At 42.8% G+C, this 20277-nt stretch carries 17 protein-coding genes; 2 read left to right on the top strand and 15 right to left on the bottom strand.

What is annotated here, in order from left to right; translation table 11 throughout:
- Nucleotides 1-62: 62 nt before the first annotated feature.
- Together ACQY73_RS26825 and ACQY73_RS26820 are read right to left on the bottom strand one after the other, a co-directional pair.
- Nucleotides 63-599, bottom strand: a complete 537-nt coding sequence (locus ACQY73_RS26825; protein ID WP_428657111.1) for a YfiT family bacillithiol transferase — start codon at nucleotides 597-599, stop codon at nucleotides 63-65.
- A 50-nt stretch (nucleotides 600-649) separates the two neighbouring features.
- A complete protein-coding gene (locus ACQY73_RS26820; RefSeq protein ID WP_428657109.1) occupies nucleotides 650-1156 on the bottom strand; it encodes a phosphoheptose isomerase in 507 nt (168 codons plus the stop codon).
- Nucleotides 1157-1242: 86 nt separating this feature from the next.
- Between ACQY73_RS26820 and ACQY73_RS26815 the strand changes: the two genes are divergently transcribed.
- Nucleotides 1243-2085, top strand: a complete 843-nt coding sequence (locus ACQY73_RS26815; RefSeq protein ID WP_428657107.1) for a UDP-2,3-diacylglucosamine diphosphatase — start codon at nucleotides 1243-1245, stop codon at nucleotides 2083-2085.
- 7 nt (nucleotides 2086-2092) lie between these two features.
- Here the strand turns inward: ACQY73_RS26815 and ACQY73_RS26810 are convergent, their stop codons facing one another.
- From ACQY73_RS26810 to rimP, 7 genes are all read right to left on the bottom strand, one after another.
- Complete coding sequence (locus tag ACQY73_RS26810; RefSeq protein WP_428657105.1) at nucleotides 2093-2824, bottom strand: carboxypeptidase-like regulatory domain-containing protein; 732 nt, start codon at nucleotides 2822-2824, stop codon at nucleotides 2093-2095.
- A 53-nt stretch (nucleotides 2825-2877) separates the two neighbouring features.
- On the bottom strand, nucleotides 2878-3711 hold the full coding sequence (locus ACQY73_RS26805) for a phosphatidate cytidylyltransferase (RefSeq protein ID WP_428657103.1): 834 nt from the start codon (nucleotides 3709-3711) through the stop codon (nucleotides 2878-2880).
- Nucleotides 3692-3904: a DUF2007 domain-containing protein gene (locus tag ACQY73_RS26800; RefSeq protein ID WP_428657101.1), complete on the bottom strand. Its 213-nt coding sequence runs from the start codon at nucleotides 3902-3904 to the stop codon at nucleotides 3692-3694. Before ACQY73_RS26800 ends, ACQY73_RS26805 begins: the two co-directional genes overlap by 20 nt.
- On the bottom strand, nucleotides 3894-4859 hold the full coding sequence (locus tag ACQY73_RS26795; RefSeq protein ID WP_428657099.1) for a lysostaphin resistance A-like protein: 966 nt from the start codon (nucleotides 4857-4859) through the stop codon (nucleotides 3894-3896). The genes ACQY73_RS26800 and ACQY73_RS26795 overlap by 11 nt, the downstream gene beginning before the upstream one ends.
- 189 nt (nucleotides 4860-5048) lie before the next feature.
- Complete coding sequence (gene infB / locus ACQY73_RS26790; RefSeq protein ID WP_428657097.1) at nucleotides 5049-8333, bottom strand: translation initiation factor IF-2; 3285 nt, start codon at nucleotides 8331-8333, stop codon at nucleotides 5049-5051.
- A gap of 206 nt (nucleotides 8334-8539) precedes the next feature.
- Complete coding sequence (gene nusA / locus ACQY73_RS26785; RefSeq protein WP_428657095.1) at nucleotides 8540-9784, bottom strand: transcription termination factor NusA; 1245 nt, start codon at nucleotides 9782-9784, stop codon at nucleotides 8540-8542.
- A 141-nt stretch (nucleotides 9785-9925) separates the two neighbouring features.
- Complete coding sequence (gene rimP / locus ACQY73_RS26780) at nucleotides 9926-10393, bottom strand: ribosome maturation factor RimP (protein WP_428657093.1); 468 nt, start codon at nucleotides 10391-10393, stop codon at nucleotides 9926-9928.
- 113 nt (nucleotides 10394-10506) lie between these two features.
- Here rimP and ACQY73_RS26775 point away from each other — a divergent pair, with 113 nt between their 5' ends.
- Nucleotides 10507-11778, top strand: a complete 1272-nt coding sequence (locus tag ACQY73_RS26775) for an McrC family protein (RefSeq protein WP_428657091.1) — start codon at nucleotides 10507-10509, stop codon at nucleotides 11776-11778.
- A gap of 55 nt (nucleotides 11779-11833) precedes the next feature.
- Here ACQY73_RS26775 and lpdA read toward each other — a convergent pair whose 3' ends face one another.
- From lpdA to ACQY73_RS26745, 6 genes are all read right to left on the bottom strand, one after another.
- The gene (gene lpdA / locus ACQY73_RS26770; RefSeq protein WP_428657089.1) at nucleotides 11834-13237 is read right to left on the bottom strand and encodes a dihydrolipoyl dehydrogenase; all 1404 of its coding nucleotides are present in this window, start codon (nucleotides 13235-13237) and stop codon (nucleotides 11834-11836) included.
- A gap of 6 nt (nucleotides 13238-13243) precedes the next feature.
- Entirely contained in the window at nucleotides 13244-13705 is a 462-nt protein-coding gene (locus tag ACQY73_RS26765; RefSeq protein WP_428657087.1) for a hypothetical protein, read from the bottom strand.
- Entirely contained in the window at nucleotides 13702-14703 is a 1002-nt protein-coding gene (locus ACQY73_RS26760; protein WP_428657085.1) for an AAA family ATPase, read from the bottom strand. The genes ACQY73_RS26765 and ACQY73_RS26760 overlap by 4 nt, the downstream gene beginning before the upstream one ends.
- Before the next feature lie 30 nt (nucleotides 14704-14733).
- The gene (gene odhB / locus ACQY73_RS26755) at nucleotides 14734-16341 is read right to left on the bottom strand and encodes a 2-oxoglutarate dehydrogenase complex dihydrolipoyllysine-residue succinyltransferase (RefSeq protein WP_428657083.1); all 1608 of its coding nucleotides are present in this window, start codon (nucleotides 16339-16341) and stop codon (nucleotides 14734-14736) included.
- 98 nt (nucleotides 16342-16439) lie between these two features.
- Nucleotides 16440-19211, bottom strand: a complete 2772-nt coding sequence (locus ACQY73_RS26750) for a 2-oxoglutarate dehydrogenase E1 component (protein WP_428657081.1) — start codon at nucleotides 19209-19211, stop codon at nucleotides 16440-16442.
- Between the two features lie 66 nt (nucleotides 19212-19277).
- Nucleotides 19278-20204 (bottom strand): PorP/SprF family type IX secretion system membrane protein, encoded by a 927-nt coding sequence (locus ACQY73_RS26745; RefSeq protein WP_428657079.1) that lies wholly within the window; start codon nucleotides 20202-20204, stop codon nucleotides 19278-19280.
- Nucleotides 20205-20277: the final 73 nt, after the last annotated feature.

Raw genomic sequence — 20277 nt, 5'->3', positions numbered from 1 at the left:
AACATACATATAAACGTTGAATTCCTGAAAAAGATTTAGTACCCTCTAAAATAAAATACTTTCTATTCCGTGATCCATCCTTCTCGACTACAAAGTTGATGAATATGTTCATAGTGATGTTCGCTGTGCCATGCATACAAAGCTACCACTTCCTGCAACGGAAACACACGCTTTGTTTCAGGGTGAAAATATGTACGTTGTAAGTCTGTTTCGGTAAGTGAATTGAGCAGCATCACCCATCGTAAATGCAGGTATTTAAGCAATTGCAGCGACCAATCTAAGGGAGCGCCCTGCCCATCTGCCAACTCTGCCCATAGGGCCTCTTCGTATGGTTTAATAAACGGATTATCTTCGGTCAACGCAAGTTTGAAGCGAATATAGGCATTCATGTGGCTATCGGCTACGTGGTGTACCGTTTGCAATACAGTCCATCCTCCCGGACGATAGGGCGTTTCCAATTGATTGTTGTCTAACGGATTGACAATATTAAACAATTTGGAAGGCAAGGCACTGATGGTCTGAATTTGAGATTTTGTCTCTTCTACAGTGTACGTTTTCCCATATTCAAACCGTCCGATAGGATAACTGAGTGACTCCATACGCTTTATAAATTATCTGTTTTGTACTTTTTTGTTCGAGTAAAACTTATTTATCTTCCAAAATCATCCTGAACACGAACAATATCTTCTTCGTCTGAAGGATTTTCAGCATCAGTATGTTGCCAAATCTCAGCTAAAATCCCCCATTCAGCCAGTCCAACCAATCGATGCCGTTCCCCCTGTTTCAAAACGATCAACTCACCGGGTTTATACGCCTTTACTTCAGTTTCTTCATCTGTATCGCTCGTCACCACACCTACTGTGCCTGATACTACCCGCCATATTTCGGCACGACGATGATGGTATTGCCACGATAGCCGTTTTTCGGGCGCTACCACCAAAATCTTAGGGCTCAATTTTTGGGTAATTTGAAGAGAGGAAAGTTGGACGGTCGGAAAATAAGTGGCCGCAAATTGAGGCGTTTGCGACTCATCCAACACAAAAAAGCCCCCCCAAGGGCGGGTCTGATCTTCTTTCACAACGTTGAATCCCTGTTCAGCCAAAGAGGCTGCAATCTTTGAAAATACTTCCGGTTTTGTGGGTACAGTCGGTTCCATTAAAAAAATGATATAGGTGAAGCGTAAAGTTAGAAAAATCTTGTAAAGTAATCTCCGTATTTTTGCCCGAATTTTAAACTATTCTCATGTCTTACCCACAACTGGAAGTTTTTCTATCTCCTCAAAAAAAAATTTATTTTGCCTCTGATTTCCATCTTGGAGCGCCTAATCACGCTGAAAGTATGGTACGTGAACGCAGGTTGGTCAGTTGGCTTGAGTCCATTCGTCATGATGCACAGGTCATTTGTTTGGTAGGCGATTTATTTGATTTTTGGTATGAACACAAATTAGTGGTTCCCCGTGGTTTTGTGCGATTTATGGGAAAATTAGGAGAATTAACGGATGCAGGAATTCAAATCATTGCCTTCCCCGGCAATCATGATATGTGGATGAGCGGGTATTTTGAAAAAGAGTTGAATATTCAAACATTTCGCCAACCGCTGGAATTAGTGATTCATGGCTTAAATGCCACTATTTCCGATTCGAATAATGTTAAGCCAATTTCAGAAGCAATTTCAAAAAAATTCTTTATTACGCACGGCGATGGGCGCGGTCCGGGAGACCATACCTATAAAATGCTTCAAAAAGTATTTGAGAGTGGTTTGGCACGTTGGTCATTCGGCAATTTGCTTCACCCGGATTGGGCACTTTGGTTGGGGCAAACCTGGGCCAATTACAGTTGGCGAAAAAATGAAAAAGGCGTTAAGCCTGAGTTTCTGGGAGAGGAAAAAGAGTGGTTGTTGGTGTTTGCAAAAGAAGAAGAAAAAAAGTCACATCACGACTATTATGTCTTTGGGCACCGGCATATTGAATTGGATTATCCCGTTACTGCGCAAAGCCGTATTTTTATCTTGGGAGATTGGATCGTGGAAAATACGTATGCTGTATTTGATGGTAAAAGCATGAAATTGCACAACTATCAGCCCTAGCCGGCGCTTAGTTTTTATTTATGACATCTTGCCGGGTAATATTCTCCCTTGGAGCCTGATTAAGAATGGCTCGGTAGTCTTTCTTTTTCAGATCACCATTCTTAACGGAATTAATAAACTTAGCCCAGGCAAACGGATTTAAGAACGGAATAGCGGTGGTAAAACTTCGGTTCGCGGCGTTTTCACGGCCAAAAATCTGTTGGTCCATGAAATTTCGATAGTTACCTGCGGCGCTTAAAGGCGTTACGGCCGCCAACTGCATCAGCAACTCCTGACGGGTATTTTGCTCAAGATTATTCCGCTCAAATTCATCCGGAAGTTTCATAGCCACAAATGCCTTTTTGAATTCTTCTTCGGTGGCATAAGGATACACTTTTACTTCGGCCAAGGTCTTAACATCTTCTTTCATCAAAATAATGGCCGAATACGATTCTTCCATGTGCCGACGGGGAATAATATGGTATTGTTTTTGGTAACCCAAATAACTGAATACAATACTGTCTCCCGGAAAAACAGGCAGTGCAAAGTACCCTTCCGGATCGGCCAATGTACCCCGCCCGGCCCGAGGAATAAATATATAGGCTTTTCCGAGGGTTTGGGTGCCTTTTACCCCCACTACTCTCCCCGTAAACATGATACTTTTGACTTGGCCCTGTGCTTTTACTTCCGATGAAACCGTCGCACTCAGCATTATCGCCAATATCAAAATGAAGACGTTGTATATTTTTTTACGTTGCATAATCTATTCATTATAATCCGGAGCAAAATACCCTCTTTGTTTAACGCCGGAGGTCAGGAAAAAATTTTAACAAATGTCACAATAAAGGGAGTGGAAAGCAACAACCCGTCAAACCGATCCAGAAATCCACCGTGTCCGGGAATTGTACTTCCCGAATCTTTGATCGCAATGCTTCGTTTGAACAATGATTCTACAAGGTCTCCCAACGTTCCTGACACAACCATCAGTGCTCCGATACAATACCATTCCCAAGGGCGATGCGATGTAAAATTGACCCCTAACACAAAAGCTACAATGGCTGCCGCTAAAGCTCCCCCTGCCGCACCCTCCCATGATTTCTTGGGAGATACTCGTGCAAATAATTTACGCCGTCCAAAGTAAGTTCCTGCAAAATAGGCCCCAATATCCGTAGCCCAAAGCAGCAGCAAACAGCCAAGAACAATTTCGTAATTGTATTTGCCCCCGCGCATGGCCAATACGCTTAAAAGTGAAAAAGGAATGGCGACATAAATAATACCCAAAAAAGTGAACGCAATATTCATAAAGGGTTTCAGGTCGCGCTTTTTATAAAGTTTAATAAAGAATATCATCGTTACCATGGGGCTAATGAGAAAATAGTTTTGAAAGCCAACGATTTCTTTCTCAATCAGAAAAGTGATGACATTGATAAAGACACCGCACATGGTTCCGTAGTACGTTAGCGGTTGGTTTCCGTCTAACCCGAGAAGTTTATAAAATTCGAGTTGAGTGAAGATGCTGATCGTACAAAAAAGCAGGAGAAACGTCCAGTCTGCGTATAAAATTGCCCCCAAAATAATAGCGACTCCTGCTATAGCGGCAATGATGCGTTGTTGTAAATTTGAAAGACTATCCAAACGAGATTTCATTCACTACAATTGTTTTGGCAATGATAGCATCTTTCACGGGAACATACAACTCGCACTTTCCGAAATGGTAACTGCTATCCTGTTTATTTATAATTACAGCCGAGATTCCCTGCTGTTCCAAGTATTCGCGTACAATTTCTGCACGGTGCTGAAAGCTCGTTTCAAAAACTTTTTCCCAGTTATTAGGTATCATTGGTAAGATTAGAGCTTCGTTGAGAAATCACTTTCAGGCCCCAAAGCAGTGCTGCCGTTAAAACCAATGAAACGCCTGCTCCTACCCAAGTAACCGACGACTCTGTAGATATTTCAACATCCAAGACTTTTCGGTGAGACAAAAATATAATCAAAACGGTAAGGCCATTATTGATAAAATGGGCAAAAATAGGTGCCCATAGATTACGGGTCCAAAAGTACATATACCCCATCATTGCTCCCAGCAACATTCGGGGCACAAATCCATAAAATTGCAGGTGAATAGTACTGAACAAGACCGCAGTCAACCACACGGCAGAATGTATATCTCTTGTTTTATGAAATATTTTGCGTTGGATAATTCCTCTGAATAATACTTCTTCGCCAACCGACGGAATGATGGCAGTGACACATAGCGCAATAAAGAATTTAGGCCAAGAATTAAAATCAGTCATGAATTGCGTCATTACTGCCAGTTCATCTTCTTTATGACGCATCCAATTTTCAAGACGTTGTAATCCTTCGGGCAAGTGCAGATGGCTATTCCATTCTATAATCCAACTGTTTAGGGGGAGAAAGGCCAGCATTGACAATAAGACCATTGCCCAAACCGAAAATGCAGGCAACGGCCGACTCACAAACTCCTCCACTTTATGTTGTTCTGACCAACGCCAGTATATAACACCCGGAATTAAAAAAGTGAAAGAATGAGAAATAGAATGAAAAATCATTAAATACCACCAAGCGTGCGGAAATTGCCCGGGCTCCTGAAGCATCATAGAGAGTTGTTCTAAATCAGGACCTCCAAAGGATGATGCAAGGGTAATGATGATGATCGTAGCTATAATATTCCCAATTGATGTCCCCAATAATACCAACCCCAGCAACAACATTACATTGCGCCAAGGAGGGCGTTGAGGAACACTATGAATAATTTCGGGTTGAATTTCTTCCACAGGTTGGAATTTTAAACTTGTACAAAGATAACATTGCTCGCAAAAATATGGTATCCCAAAACTTTTTAGGAGTAAAAATTATCAAATGGTTCATTACGTTGATTTCTGTAAATAAGGCTGCAGTAGCTGTATAATAAAAAAACAGGCTTCCGGAGTTCCTAAAAGCCTGTTAAAAATTATAATGACATTTTACAATGTTCGTTTTACTTCTTTCATTTCAAAGCTTTCGACGATGTCCCCCACCTGAATATCATGTAAACCTTTGATACTCAAACCAAATTCAAATCCGGATTTTACTTCATTGACATCGTCTTTGTAACGTTTCAACTGCGAAATATCTCCTTCATGAACCACGATGAAGTCGCGGATAACTCTGACTTTATTATTACGTTTAATGATACCATCGGTCACATAAGAACCTGCTACGGTACCGATCTTACTGATCTTGAATACTTCACGTACTTCGGCATTACCAACAATCACTTCTTCCATCGTTGGTTCCAACATACCTGCCATGGCGTCTTTTACTTCATTGATGGCATCATAAATGACGGAATACAAACGGATTTCAATTTGCTCCTGTTCGGCCAGTTTTTTGGCATTGTTGGAAGGACGAACCTGAAACCCTACAATGATGGCATCGGAAGCGATGGCTAAGTTAATGTCGGATTCTGCAATCTGACCCACCGCTTTATTGATGATATTTACCTGTACTTCTTCCGTTGAAAGTTTAAGCAGTGAATCCGATAATGCTTCTACCGAACCATCCACGTCACCTTTTACGATGATATTCAATTCTTTAAATGTACCGATCGCCTTTCTGCGACCAATTTCTTCCAAGGTAATGTGCTTACGGGTACGAATGGTCTGCTCACGCATGATCTGCTCGCGCTTGTTGGCGATTTCACGAGCCTCACGTTCATTTTCCATTACGTTGAACTTGTCACCCGCCTGTGGCGCACCGTTCAACCCTAAAAGTTGTACCGGAGTGGATGGGCCTGCTTCTTTAAGACGTGTACTTGTGGCATCAAACATGGCACGAACACGTCCGAAGTGGGCACCCGCCAAAATCACATCCCCAACTTTCAATGTACCGGTCTGTACCAGAATAGTTGCTACATAGCCACGGCCTTTATCAAGTGATGCTTCAATAACGGTTCCGGAAGCTCTGCGGCCGGGGTTTGCTTTCAGTTCAAGCAAGTCTGCTTCCAGCAATACTTTTTCCAACAGATCGGGAATACCTACACCGGATTTTGATGAGATTTCCTGAGTTTGGTATTTACCACCCCATTCTTCCACTAAAATATTCATATTGGCCAATGCCTCACGGATCTTTTCTGTATTGGCACCGGGCTTATCTATCTTACTAAAGGCAAATACGATCGGAACGTTGGCATTTTGAGCGTGATTAATTGCTTCCCGTGTTTGGGGCATGATAGAGTCATCAGCCGCAATTACAATGATAACCACATCCGTTACTTTAGCTCCACGAGCACGCATGGCCGTAAAAGCTTCGTGACCCGGCGTATCAAGGAAGGCAATTCTGCGTCCGCCATCTGTTTTTACGCTGTAAGCGCCAATGTGTTGCGTAATCCCCCCTGCTTCACCGGCGGCAACCCGTGTACGGCGAATATAATCAAGCAATGATGTTTTACCGTGGTCAACGTGACCCATAATGGTTACGATCGGTGCCCGTTCCAGGAGATCTTCTTCGGCATCTACCTCTACTTTCACATCGCCCTGAATCTCTTCTTCCGCTGAAATAAATTCAACCTCGTAGCCAAACTCATCAGCGATCAGTGTGATACTTTCAGCATCGAGACGTTGGTTGATCGAAACAAACATACCCATGCTCAAACAAACCGAAATTACTTCCTGCACCGATACGTCCATCAAAGAGGATAATTCGTTGGCAGAAATAAATTCCGTTACTTTCAGCACTTTCGCATCTTCCTGTTCCTGCATTAAGCGTTCTTCTTCCGCATCTGCACGCAACCGGCGGCGTTCACGACGTTTATCAGCCCCAAAGTTCTTACCACTACTGGTACCACTCAAACGTGCATAAGTAGCCTTGATTGAATCTGCCACTTCTTTGTCGCTGATCTCATCTTTACGCTCTCCCCGACGGTTGTTTCCGCCTTTCTTATTTGCGTTGGTACCGGTATTTGTATTGGTATTAGGGCCTTTTTTCGCGTTGTTGTTATTCCCTCCGGCAGCATTTGCATTAGGTGCGGTCGTATTGGGAGTAGCGTTGGCGTTGGGAGTAGCCGGGGTGTTTGTCTTGGCACCATCCCTTGGCGGATGCTGATGCTGTTGATTCGGATTATTAGGTCTGTCGCCCTGTCTGCCTCTATTGTTATTATTAGCATTACCTTGAGCATTAGGAGTATTTGCCGGCGCATTTTCGGTCACTTTTTCTCCCTTACGCAGGCGTTTACGCTTACGCTTTTTATCCTTATCCTTGTCTCTGTTGCCTCCGTCTCCATTACGGCGTTCGGTAGGCAATTCGATTTTCCCTAAAATAGTCAACCCCTTTAAGGTCTCTCCTTTTGCTTCAATCAGCACCGGCTCGGGTTCCGGTTCGGGCGCCGTCACTTCTTTTGGTGGCTCAGGCTTTACTTTTGCGGGTTGTTGTTGAGCTGACTGGTGAGGTCTTTCCGCTCTGGGGGTAAATTGTTGTGGTTTAGCATGCTCTTCCCTTGGTTTAGGTTGAGGTGCCGGTTTAGATTCCACCACTGGTTCTTGTACCACTTCTACTTTAGGTTCTATAATTGGCTCTACTTTTGGCTCTGGTTTGGGTAATTCTTCAACAGCCTTTACTTCCGGTTTAGGCGGTGTTTCAACAGGAGGAATGACTTCTGCTTTTGTCTCTGCAACCGGCAATGCCACTTCTTTAGACGGCTCTACGGCAACAGATACAGGTGCCGTTGGCTCCGGCTTTTTCTCTTCTACCGGTTTTACTTCGACCGGTTTCTCTTCAATTTTCTTCTCTTCAATAATAGGTTCCGGCTTTTTCTCTTCTACAATCGGAGCAACCTGTGTTGGTTTTTCTTCCAATTTAGGAACAGCAGGAGGAACACTTGGAGTTTTAGGAGCATCCAAGTCTATTTTTCCAACTACTTTCAGTCCAATAGAAGGTGTTTCGGGAAGCACCGGCTCCGGCAGCTTCTCCTCTTTTTCCGATTGTGATTCTGAAACAGCAGGCTTAGCAGGATTTGCCGCCGCCTGCGATGTACGAAAATAGAGTACAGGGCTGTCGTCTGACTTAGTTTGTGGTGCGGCAGGTTCTTCTTTTTTGGGGGTAACTCCCCCCAACAACGCATCTACCTTGAATTCTTTGGACAGAAATTCAAGTTGTTCCGCGTTTAACTTTGTATTGGGATTATTATCAACCTTAAAGCCTTTAGCGCCCAAAATACCGGCGACCGCAGCGTGGCTTCGGTTGAGTATTCTGGCTGCTTGACTAAGGCGCATACTTTTTTCTTCCGACATACTGGAAATAGACGTACCGAAGTACGAGTTATTGGTTATTCGTTATTAGGAAAACCCTGAAAATTAACCCAAAGATACAGATTTATTTTTCAACTACATTTATCTGTTCTCTGTACGTCAAGTATAGTCAGCAATTAACTTATAAATGTCCCATTTTTAAGAGTCATTTTATACCATATTGACTACATTTATTCAAATTCACGACGTAAAATTTCCAGGATCTCTTCTACTGTCTCTTCTTCAAGGTCGGTACGGCGTACAAGTTCTTCTCTACTGATATTGATCACTTGTTTTGCAGTATCCAAACCAATCTTGCGGAATTCTTCAATCATCCACTCGTCGATCTCGTCCGTAAATTCGCTCAAGTCCACATCTTCCTCGTCTTCCTGACCTTCTACATCACGGAACACATCTATTTCCATGCTGACCAAACGTCCGGCGAGTTTAATGTTTTGTCCGCCTTTTCCAATCGCTAACGACACTTGGTCCGGTTTCAGATACACCGATACCCGTTTGGTATCTCGGTCTATCACCATTGAAGTGATTTTGGCAGGGCTTAAGGCACGTTGAATGAGCAATTCGAGATTTTCGGTATAATTGATCACGTCAATATTCTCATTGTTCAGTTCTCTCACAATCGTATGAATCCTTGAACCTTTCATCCCTACACAGGCACCTACCGGGTCGATACGATCATCGTAAGACTCTACCGCTACTTTGGCACGCTCGCCCGGCTCACGTACAATTTTACGGATGTTGATGAGGCCATCGTAGATTTCAGGAATCTCGGTTTCAAACAATCGCTCCAGAAACACGGGAGAAGTACGCGAAAGCGTAATTCTTGGTGTACCGTTGTTGAGCTCTACTTTATGAATGACTACCTTTACAGGTTCTCCTTTACGGTATTTATCCTTAAAGATCTGTTCCTGTTTGGGCAATACCAATTCATTCCCTTCGGTATCTAAACAAATGAGTTCATTTTTGAGTATTTGGTATACTTCTACATTGAGAAGGTCTCCGACCATGTCTTTGTATTTGAAGTACAGCAACTCTTTCTCCAAATCTTTTACTTTCTGGATCAACGTCTGACGTGCTGTTTGCACGAGTCGCCGTCCAAAATCTTCCAATTTTACTTCTTCCGCTACTTCCTCGCCTACTTCAAAGTCATCCTGAATTTTGTGGGCTTCAGCCAGAGGTATCTTATCCGGTTCCCAAATATCTTCTGAATTATCGTCCACAATTTCACGGGTACGCCACATTTCGAGGTCGCCGGTATCAGGGTTGATAATCACGTCAAAGTTGGTATCAGTACCGTATTTTTTACGAATCATTGTGCGAAACACTTCCTCCAGTACCTTAATAATCGTAGGACGATCAATATTTTTGGAGCGAGCAAACTCAGCGAACGATTCTATTAATACTACGCTATCCATTTTCTTTCAAAACAGTTAATTGTTATTTGTTAAACACAGAACAATTCTTTAAAGCTTAAACAGTTTATAGAGGCTTAATTCAGGCATTCCAACGTACGTTGTTTGAAATAGCTAAACTAAAATAACACTTTCTTATGATACTTAAAACTTAATTTGCACTTCTGCTTTTGCAATGTCTGCATAGGCAAATGACAGTTCAGCAGGGACTTGGTCTTTTTTCTTCTTTTTCAGTTCTTCCAACAAGACAAATCCTTCTTCATCGGCCGAGATCAGTTCTCCTTTTTTCTCTATCCCGTCTTTCAATACTACCCGTAACGACCGCCCGATATTTTTACGAAACTGCCGCGGCATTGCCAGTGGATACCCCACTCCCGGAGACGAAACCTCGAGCGTATATGCATTTGGAATTACCTCCTGAGTTTCGAGCATTTCTCCCAATTTCCAACTAATTTCGGCACATTCATCAATACTGATGCCCGGATCGCTGTCAATTAGAATAGTTATTTTTTGTCGAACTTTTGAGGAAGAGACCTGCACTTCAACGATGAAAAATTTGTCATCCTCTAAAAGGGCAGAAAGTAACTCGACAATTTTTTCCTGTACATTCATTTTTTTCCAACAAAAAAGGGGAATCCGTTTCCCCTCAAAATCTTAACCGTAAATTGTGGTGCAAAAGTAAGCACTTTTTATTAATTTAACAATACCCATTGTAATTATTTGCTATGCCACAGCACGTTGTCGTTTATGAGTATGATGTTATCCGGCGCGCTTCCGAGGTTTCAGGCGTTATAAGTATAACCCAAAATGCCGATACATTTGTTCCCGATACTACTTTTGACTTACTCAAACAATGGACCTTTACGGCAGAAGCCGATGCTGTTATTCAGTTTTTCATGCAAAAAGGCAAAGAGTGTTTACGATTTAAAAATTATGTAGGCATTTTGCAGACTTCCGATGGCACCCAATTTGAGATATTACCCAAACTATCCCAAAACACCGGTCTTTTTACGGCAAGGCAAAGCTTATTAAAAATGCTTCGCACGATTTCTGACGTTCCCTTTCATCGACTTTCGCAAGCTCACTTACAACAGGCAAACCAACCGCTTTGGGAAATTTTTATCTCGGCATTTATCCGGGAAATGGAGCAAATCATGCGGCAGGGATTGGAAAGAGCTTATCAAACGATTGAAACCGAACAATCATTCGTGCGCGGGAAATGGCTGCCCCACCGCCAAAACCCCTTGCATCCGGAATCACTTTTTACGGCCATTGATGAGTTCAAATCCGATATTCTTCCTAATCGGCTGTTGAAAACATGTGTTTTATTTTTAGCCAAGCGCAGTCAGCATCTACCAAATCAGGTTAGATTAAGGCAATTGCGCTTTGCCTTTGAAGAAGTGGGAACGTCGCATCAGGTAAAAGCAGATTTTGCGAAATTGGAAAAATCTGACCGGCGCTTTAATCGCTATGTTCAGGCGCTTCAATGGGCAAAAGTGTTGCTCAATCATCAATCATGGGCTACGGCGGGAAAAGACGTCAACGATTCGTTGTTATTTCCGACCGAACGTTTGTTCGAAAATTATGTAGCCCGAGGAGCAAAGCGTTACCTGCCGGATCATGAAGTTTCTTATCAGGACAATATGCATTTTTTGATCGATGATCATTCCGGCAAACGCCGTTTTCGGCTTCGCCCCGACTTAGTAATCCGCAAAGACAATCAAACTTTCATTTTAGACATGAAGTGGAAGTGGATTGAACCACATGCTAAAAATTACGGTATCGAACAATCAGATTTATATCAACTGTATGCTTACGGACGCAAGTACAATGCTGACGCCTTATTTCTGATCTACCCCGCTCATGAGGATTTTCAAGCGCCGCTTCTTCCCTTTCGTTATGAGGAAGGATTGGTTTTGAACGTTATTCCTTTTGATATAACGGTGCCTTTATCGGAAGAAATAAAAACGATGGAAAACAGACTGGAAATAAAATAGAAAATGCATCAGTCAATCCAAAATGAATTGACCAATGCATCATTCATCGTTGATGTTAAGCATTCAAAGCGCGATTACCCGTTGCGGCCAAACAGGCTTCTTTGAAAGCTTCTGTATACGTAGGGTGAGCATGCGACATACGGCTTATGTCTTCTGCTGAGGCGCGATATTCCATCGCAACCACCGCTTCAGCGATCATATCAGCCGCGCGTGGGCCAATAATGTGCGCGCCGAGAATTTCATCTGTTTCTTTATTAGCCAAAACTTTTACCATACCGTCAATGTCCATGCTGGCGCGGGCACGGCCAAGGGCTTTGAACGGAAAAGAGCCTGATTTATAAGCAATTCCCTTTGATTTCAATTCATCTTCGGTATAGCCCACTCCGGCTACTTCCGGCCAAGTATATACTACGTTTGGAATCAACAGATAGTTGATATGTGGTTTTTGTCCTACAATGGTTTCTGCTACCAGCACACCTTCCTCTTCTGCTTTGTGGGCCAGCATCGCTCCACGAATTACGTCTCCAATGGCATAAATGTTGGGCACTTTTGTTTGAAGTGTATGGTCATCCACTTCAATTTTACCTCGTTGGTCAGTAGCAAGACCTGCATTTTCGAGGGCCAAACCATCGGTATAAGGCTTACGTCCAACGCTCATCAGGCAATAATCTCCCGTAAAAGTGACCACTTCGCCTTTGGGGTTTTCGGCCGTTACAATAACTTCATCGCCGGTATTTTCAACGGTTTTTACTTTGTGACTAAAATAAAAATCCGCTCCGAGCTTTTTCACCGTCCGCTGAAGTTCTTTGCCCATGGTAGCATCCATGGTAGGAATCATAGCCGATGCATATTCTACAAAACTTACCTTGGCTCCAATGCGGGCATATACCGAGCCTAATTCTGCCCCGATTACTCCTGCCCCAATCACAATAAGGTGTTTGGGTATTTCATTGAGTTGAAGGGCTTCGGTAGATGTAATGATACGTTTTTTATCAATCGTTACGCCCGGCAGTGACGACGGTTTAGAACCGGTGGCAATGACGATATTTTTGGAGGTGATCATTTCAATATCGCCGCCTTCTTTCGTCACTTTGACGGTATTTTTATCGACAAACGAGCCAAGTCCCTGATATACATCAATTTTATTTTTCTTCATCAAAAACTCCACTCCCTTGCATACTTGACTCACTACTTCGCTCTTACGCGCAATCATCTGTGCCAAATCTACCTTTAAATTTTCAAGCTGAATACCGTGTTCGGCAAACGTGTGTGAAGCGTTGTAATAATGCTCGGAAGAATCAAGCAAAGCTTTGGAAGGAATACAGCCTACATTAAGGCATGTTCCGCCAAGGGTTTTATATTTTTCAATAATGGCGGTTTTCAAGCCCAACTGAGCACAGCGAATGGCGCAAATATAGCCACCCGGCCCCGAACCGATTACGATAACGTCGTATTGCATAATGAATTATAAATTTAATAGAGATTTCAAATGTAAAATGGGCTTACTCTGTCGATTTTCCAACTCTTTAACCAATTCCTTGAATTGGGTTAGGCGCAAATGAATTACTTTGTGTAAATCTTTGGCATTATTTTCAAGTCGGAAGTCTTTCTTTAAATCTATTTTTTCTGCTTTAGCAACCTCCACTATCCAGTTTTCCAAGTCAGGACATAAACAAATAATTTTATGCCCTCTTTTCTCGTCTTTAAAATATTTTACCTTGAACTGAGTGCTTTGCAGTTTCCATTCCTTTTGGATCGGGTGTTGAACTTGCAATGGATCTTCATCAATTAGCCCTTTATTTTCTACAGTTTTACAAAGACTGTCGCAGACTTTATTTCTGCCTTTGGAATGATCAATATGTTTTATAGAAATTCCCAATGAATTGGCTAATGCTTCATCAGGATAACACTCTAAATACAATATCATTCTATCAAAAACTTATTCAAATTCAAAAATATGTCGCTATAACCCATTAATGATGACAGGTCTTTTTCAGATAAAAGCTTTAGCTTAGTTTCATAATTTCCCATGTACGTAATATAAACCGCCAGTTCACTCAGAGGGGTTTTTTCAATAAGCGGCTCTAAGAAATAAGGATTATGCGTTGCAATAAAGAATTGATTTCCGGCTTCGTTTTGGGCAATGAGTTCGGCAAGATATTTATTGTAAAAAGGGAAAATATGAGATTCCGGCTCCTCAAAAATCAAGGCAGAATCTTTATTTGACTCAATAGCAGCAAGGTAGAAAATAATACGCTGAAGCGTATCTGACATACTGCTGAAAGGATAAGATAAGCTAATGCCATTTTCTTCACTTTCAACAATGTCTATTTCTTCTTTTCCTCGGTTTACGTTCAATTTATATCCTTTATCTGAGATAATTTCACCCACCAGCTCGCGCAGGTGTTTATTATAAAAAAGAACATCCGGAAGATTCTCACCAAAAGGAGGCAACAGAAAAGTAGAAGAACTACTTTCAAAGTTATTAAGTAGTTTGTATTTGTAATACTTTGGGAATTTAAATATGCCATTAGCATAACCGACATCTCCTGAAACACCTACTTTCCCCTCTTTAGATAAATGGTAATCAATTAATGAGGTTGCACTATTTTGAAAATAAATCTCAATTTTTAACAGCTCATAAGCGAGAATCAGTCGTGCATCATCAATATGAACTTGAATGTCATTATCAAGCTCATATTTGTGAAACAAATCACCTACATTTCGGCAGCGGGCTATTTTTTGCAAGTTTCTGGAAAACTCTACCGAAAACAACCCCAACGCTTCCAGAATATTTGACTTCCCGGTATTGGGTTCGCCAATAAAAACATTCACTCGCCGCGCTTCAAACGACAAGTCTTTGATAGACTTAAAATTCTGAATGTTAATATTTTGAACCATCTTTCTAAAAGAAGCGTCCTGCAAGAAGTTTTACAGGACGCCTACTTAATTATCTTAAACTTCCAGCAGCAATCGGGTCGGGTCTTCGAGCAATTGTTTCACTCTTACAAGGAAACTTACCGAATCGCGCCCGTCGATGGTGCGGTGGTCGTAACTGAGCGCTACGTACATGATAGGACGAATCACAATTTCTCCATTCACTACTACAGCACGCTCTACGATGTTGTGCATTCCCAAAATAGCCGCCTGCGGTGCATTAATGATGGGTGTTGAAAGCATTGAACCAAAAATACCACCATTGGTGATGGTAAAGGTTCCGCCCTGCATTTGGTCAATGGTCAATTTATTGTCGCGGGCAAGGCCGGCCAAACGAATGATCTCTTTCTCAATTTGAGAAAATGTCATTTTTTCAGCATTACGAATGACCGGTACCACCAAACCGCGTTCTGTAGAAACGGCAATGGAGATGTCCGAGAAATCATTGTAAACAACTTCATCGCCATCAATGAATGCATTCACTACCGGGAACTCCTGTAAGGCTACGGCGCACGCTCTTGTGAAGAAAGACATAAAGCCCAAACCCACACCGTGTTTTTCCTTGAATTTATCTTTGTATTTATTCCGTAACTCCATGATCGGCTTCATGTCTACTTCGTTGAAAGTAGTCAACATGGCCGTTTCATTCTTAACAGCCACCAATCGGCGGGCGATGGTCTTCCGCAAAGAAGTCATTTTTACGCGACGTTGTCCGCGTGGATCGGCCGCTTTGGGAGCAGGAGTACTTGCTGCAGGTGCAGCAACCGGTGCCTTTGGCTGTTCTGCCGGCGGGGTAGCAGGTGCTGCTTTGGGTTGGGCTGCAATTGCATCTTCTTTCATGATTCGTCCACCAATACCTGAACCGATTACGCTTGCAGGATCAATACCTTTTTCTGCCAAAATCTTAGCTGCTACCGGCGATGGATGGCCGGCGGCGTAACTGTCTTTGGAAGCGTCTGCCGTAGCTGCCTGCCCGTTTGATTGAGGAGCGGCGGCAGGGGTTTCCGGTGTGGGTTGAGAAGCCGATGAGCTTCCTACTTCAATTTTACAAATAACTGCTCCAATGGAAAGCGTAGAACCTGCTTCTGCCACAATGCGTAGTATACCGGCGGCTTCAGCCGGAAGTTCGAAGGTTGCTTTATCAGACTCCAGTTCACAGAGCACTTCGTCCAATTGAACTATATCGCCGTCTTTTTTACTCCAACTTGCGATGGTTACTTCTGTTACAGATTCACCCACTGTTGGCACTTTCATTTCCACTACTTTCGCCGCTGTTGCCGGAGCAGGTGCTGCAGAAACAGCAGGGGCAGGAATCGGTGCAGGGGTAGCGGCAACAGGTGCAGGAGTAGCAGCAACCGGAGCCGGCGCAGGAGCGGCCGATGCCGTTGCTGATGTTTCAACCACACAAATCAATCCACCAATCGGCAATACATCCCCTTCCTGAGCTTTGATACGTAAAACGCCATCTGCTTCAGAAACAACGTCAAACGAAGCTTTGTCAGAATCTAGACTGCATATTACTTCATCACGTTTGACACTTTCACCGTCTTTTTTCACCCAAGAACCAATGGTTACTTCAGTGATCGATTCTCCGACGGTAGGGACTTTTATTTCAATCTGTGACATATATTCAGAATTTGGGAATTGTCAATTTGAAAATGAGTTAGGTTGATAACGGAGTAAATCAGAAAGAAATCCGATGTACTCCGTTATCACTATATATTTTAAGAAAAAGCCTGTTCAATGAGTTCTGCCTGCTCTTTAGCGTGTATTTTCATGTAGCCGGTTGCCGGTGAAGCACTGGCTTTACGGGCGATCACTTTTCCTAAGCCGATCTCAGGGAATTCACGCAAAATAAACGACCAGTACCCCATATTTTCGGGCTCTTCCTGTACCCAAAGCACTTCCGCTTTTTTGTACTGAGCCAAATAGGCGTCTATCTGCTTTTTAGGGAAAGGATAAAGCTGTTCCACACGGATAATGGCAACATCTTTACGATTGTCTTTTTGCTGTTTATCCAACAGTTCCCAGTAAAGCTTGCCCGTACAAAGCAACACCTTTTTTACCTTTTTAGGTTCAGCAAACGAGTCTCCGATGGTTTCCTGAAAAGATGTTCCTTCGGCAAAATCACTCAATGGCGATACTGCCATCGGATGCCGCAGCATCGATTTTGGCGACATCAAGATGGCCGGCTTTCTGAAAGGCAATGCCAACTGACGACGAATCATATGGAAGTAGTTTGCCGGGGTCGTAATGTTGCAAACATACATATTGTATTCAGCAGATAGAATCAGAAAACGCTCAGGGCGGGCACTTGAGTGTTCAGGCCCTTGGCCTTCGTATCCATGAGGCAACAGCAAAACCAATCCGTTCATGGCATTCCACTTCGATTCTGTGGCCGCAATAAATTGGTCGATCATGATCTGTGCGCCATTGACAAAATCACCAAACTGTGCTTCCCAAATGACTAACGCGTGAGGGTTTGCCATAGCATATCCGTATTCAAAACCCATTACGCCGTATTCGGAAAGTAAAGAGTTATAGATCTCAAATTTGCCCTGTCCTTCCTCAATGAAAGCCAAGCTATTGTGATTGGCATTGGTTTCAGTATCATGAAGCACGGCATGACGGTGCGAGAACGTTCCGCGTTGGATATCCTGCCCGGTCATCCGAACTGTTTTTCCTTCGGCTAAAATAGAGCCATACGAAAGAAGTTCGCCCGCCGACCAGTTCAGCGGTTTTTCACCCGCAAAGATCTGCTTGCGTTCTTCAATTACTTTTTCAATTTGTTTTAAGGCTTTAAAACCTTCGGGCAAATTTGTAAGCGCTTTGCCTACTTTATCAATAACCTCTTTTGAGATACCCGTTACCGGTGATTTTTCAAAATCTTCGGGTACCGAACGGCGCAATTCTGCCCAATCCCGTTCCAATTTCGGTCTTTTATAAGGAAGTTGTTTCTGTTTTACTTTTTGAAGCAGATCCTGCAATTCACCTTCAAGTTCTGCCTTCATTTGATCCGCTATTTGGGCGTCCAATTCTCCGCGCTCGGTCAACATTTTCAGGTACAGATCCCGACCGTTGAGCTGCTGAGAGATTTTTGAATACATTGTCGGTTGCGTAAAACGCGGCTCGTCCGACTCGTTGTGTCCATACTTACGGTAGCAAACCATGTCCACAAACACATCACGGTTAAACTCCTGCCGAAATTCAATGGCCATTTTCATAACAAATGCCACAGCTTCAGGGTCATTGCCATTGACGTGAAAAATAGGCGCATCAACGATTTTAGCAATGTCTGAACAATAGATCGAAGAACGGTCGTCTTCGTGGTCTGTTGTAAATCCGACCTGGTTATTGATCACAAAATGTAATGTCCCTCCTGTATAGTAAGCAGGCAGATTTGACATTTGCGTTACTTCATACACAATCCCCTGCCCTGCCACGGCGGCATCGCCATGAATCAAAATAGGAAGCACCGGATCATATTTATCCTGTCCTTCTATATGGCTATAATGCTCATCCGCACGGGCCCGAACATATCCGACTACGGCAGGATTAACCGCTTCCAAGTGCGAGGGGTTAGGCATCAATTTCAGGCTAACGGCTTTTCCGGCAGGAGTTTCGACCTGACTTTCATAGCCCATATGGTATTTTACGTCACCATCGCTGAATTCATCCAATTCAACGTTTTCTTCAAATTCATTGAAAACCTGTTCGTAAGGTTTTTGAAGAATGTTGGTCAACACATTAAGACGGCCACGGTGAGCCATTCCTATCACGACTTCCTCCACTCCCAATTCAGCTCCGCGGCTGATCACCACATCTAACGCAGGAATTGTTGCTTCTCCACCTTCCAATGAAAACCTCTTTTTACCCAAAAACTTGGTGTGCAAAAAGTTTTCGAAGGTTACTGCATCGTTTAATTTTTCAAGGATACGTTTTTTCTGCTCAATGGTAGGCGTAAAATTGAGGTATTCCTGCTCAATTTTCTTTCTCAGCCAACTTTTAGCGCGACGGTCACGGATATATTGGTATTCAAAACCAACCTTTTCGGTATAGACTTTCCGAAGGGCATCTACGATCTCACGCAATTTTGCCGCACGACCAAAGACTTCAATTCCGGCCTCAAATACCGTTTCCAGATCGCTCTCCGCTAAATTAAAATCTTTTAAATCCAACTCCGGATAACGATTCTTGCGAGGTCCGAGCGGATTGGTTTGTGACATCAAATGTCCTCTTTGGCGGTAACCTCTGATCAGGTGAACTACCTCCATTTCTTTACGGGTATGCGAAGCAGAGATTGGCGCTTCGGCTACCGGTGCGGCACCATTGCCATTTAATTTAGGCTTATTTTCACCGTATTTGGCAGAAAATTCAAACCCTTCAAAGAATCGCTGCCAACTTAGATCGACAGAATCAGGTTGTTGTAAATATTTTTGGTACAAGTCCTCAATGTACGCAGCTTCTGAATTAGCTATATATGAGTATTTTTCCATTTAAAGAGACGCTGGTTGAAAGTGTCGCAAATTTAGTTCATGTATTTTGAATTCGTTGCAAAAGTCTTATAGATTTAGCAAAAATCTACTTAGGACGTGGATTCGGTTGAAGTGTAAACACAATTTCATGGATGCCTTTACCTGCTCCGGAACATTGGTAGAGTTGCCATAAAAGTCTTCCACTCGCCTTGAATTATAGGTATAACCCACTCTAATATTTTTTGAAAAGTCATATCCCAATAAAACCTGAAAATAGGTAACGGTTCCTAAACGAACAGACAGGCCTGCCAATGCTACATTTTTGTAATGCATCAAAGCATTCAGATCTGTTCTGATTTTTCCCTGCTCCGGCTTCGTAATAAGCAGTGAAGGAACTACATTTAAGTCATCGCTGAGATCCATATTCAGTCCTGCCTGCAAAAAAACAGGTCGCTGGTAATTGAGCAAGCCGCTGGTATTATTGTATCCATAACTCTGTTTCAAAACCTCCGGCATTGATATTCCTCCAAAAAACATTTCATCCTGATAATAAATTCCTACACCGGCACTTGCTAATGCTTTATTAATTCCTCCCGTGGTGTTGATAGCGGTACGTGAAGGCAATACGTTGATTCCGCCTAATGCCCCAATCGAAATTTTCTGATACTCAGAGAGTTTAATAATATAAGAAGTACTGCCGAAAACTGCTACATTGACCGATACCCGATCATTCAGCCCTTGCAGCCCCAGTCCAACTTTGCCGTTGGCAACGCTCCCATCCATCGCAAAAGACTGGGTGACAGGCAATCCCTGGATTCCTGCAATAAATTGTCGGCGCAATACTGCATTAAAATAGAAGTTTTCACGAATCCCCGTAGCGGCCGGATTAATGGCAAGAGGATTGACCAAATATTGAGAATATTGAACTTCTCGCTGTGCAATTGTATGATATGCAGATAAAAAACAATAGCTGATGAATACCCAAGTAAAAAGTGTACGTATCTTTTTTTCCATGATGATGTATAGTGACTCTTTTATCAACGCAAAAGAAAGCACTAATCTTGCCAAACCCAATAAAAAGGCAGAA

Origin of the sequence: Runella sp. (assembly GCF_965279615.1) — a bacterium.
Classification (GTDB): domain Bacteria; phylum Bacteroidota; class Bacteroidia; order Cytophagales; family Spirosomataceae; genus Runella.
Note: the sequence above shows the minus strand (reverse complement) of the source record. Positions and strands in the feature narration are given on the sequence as shown.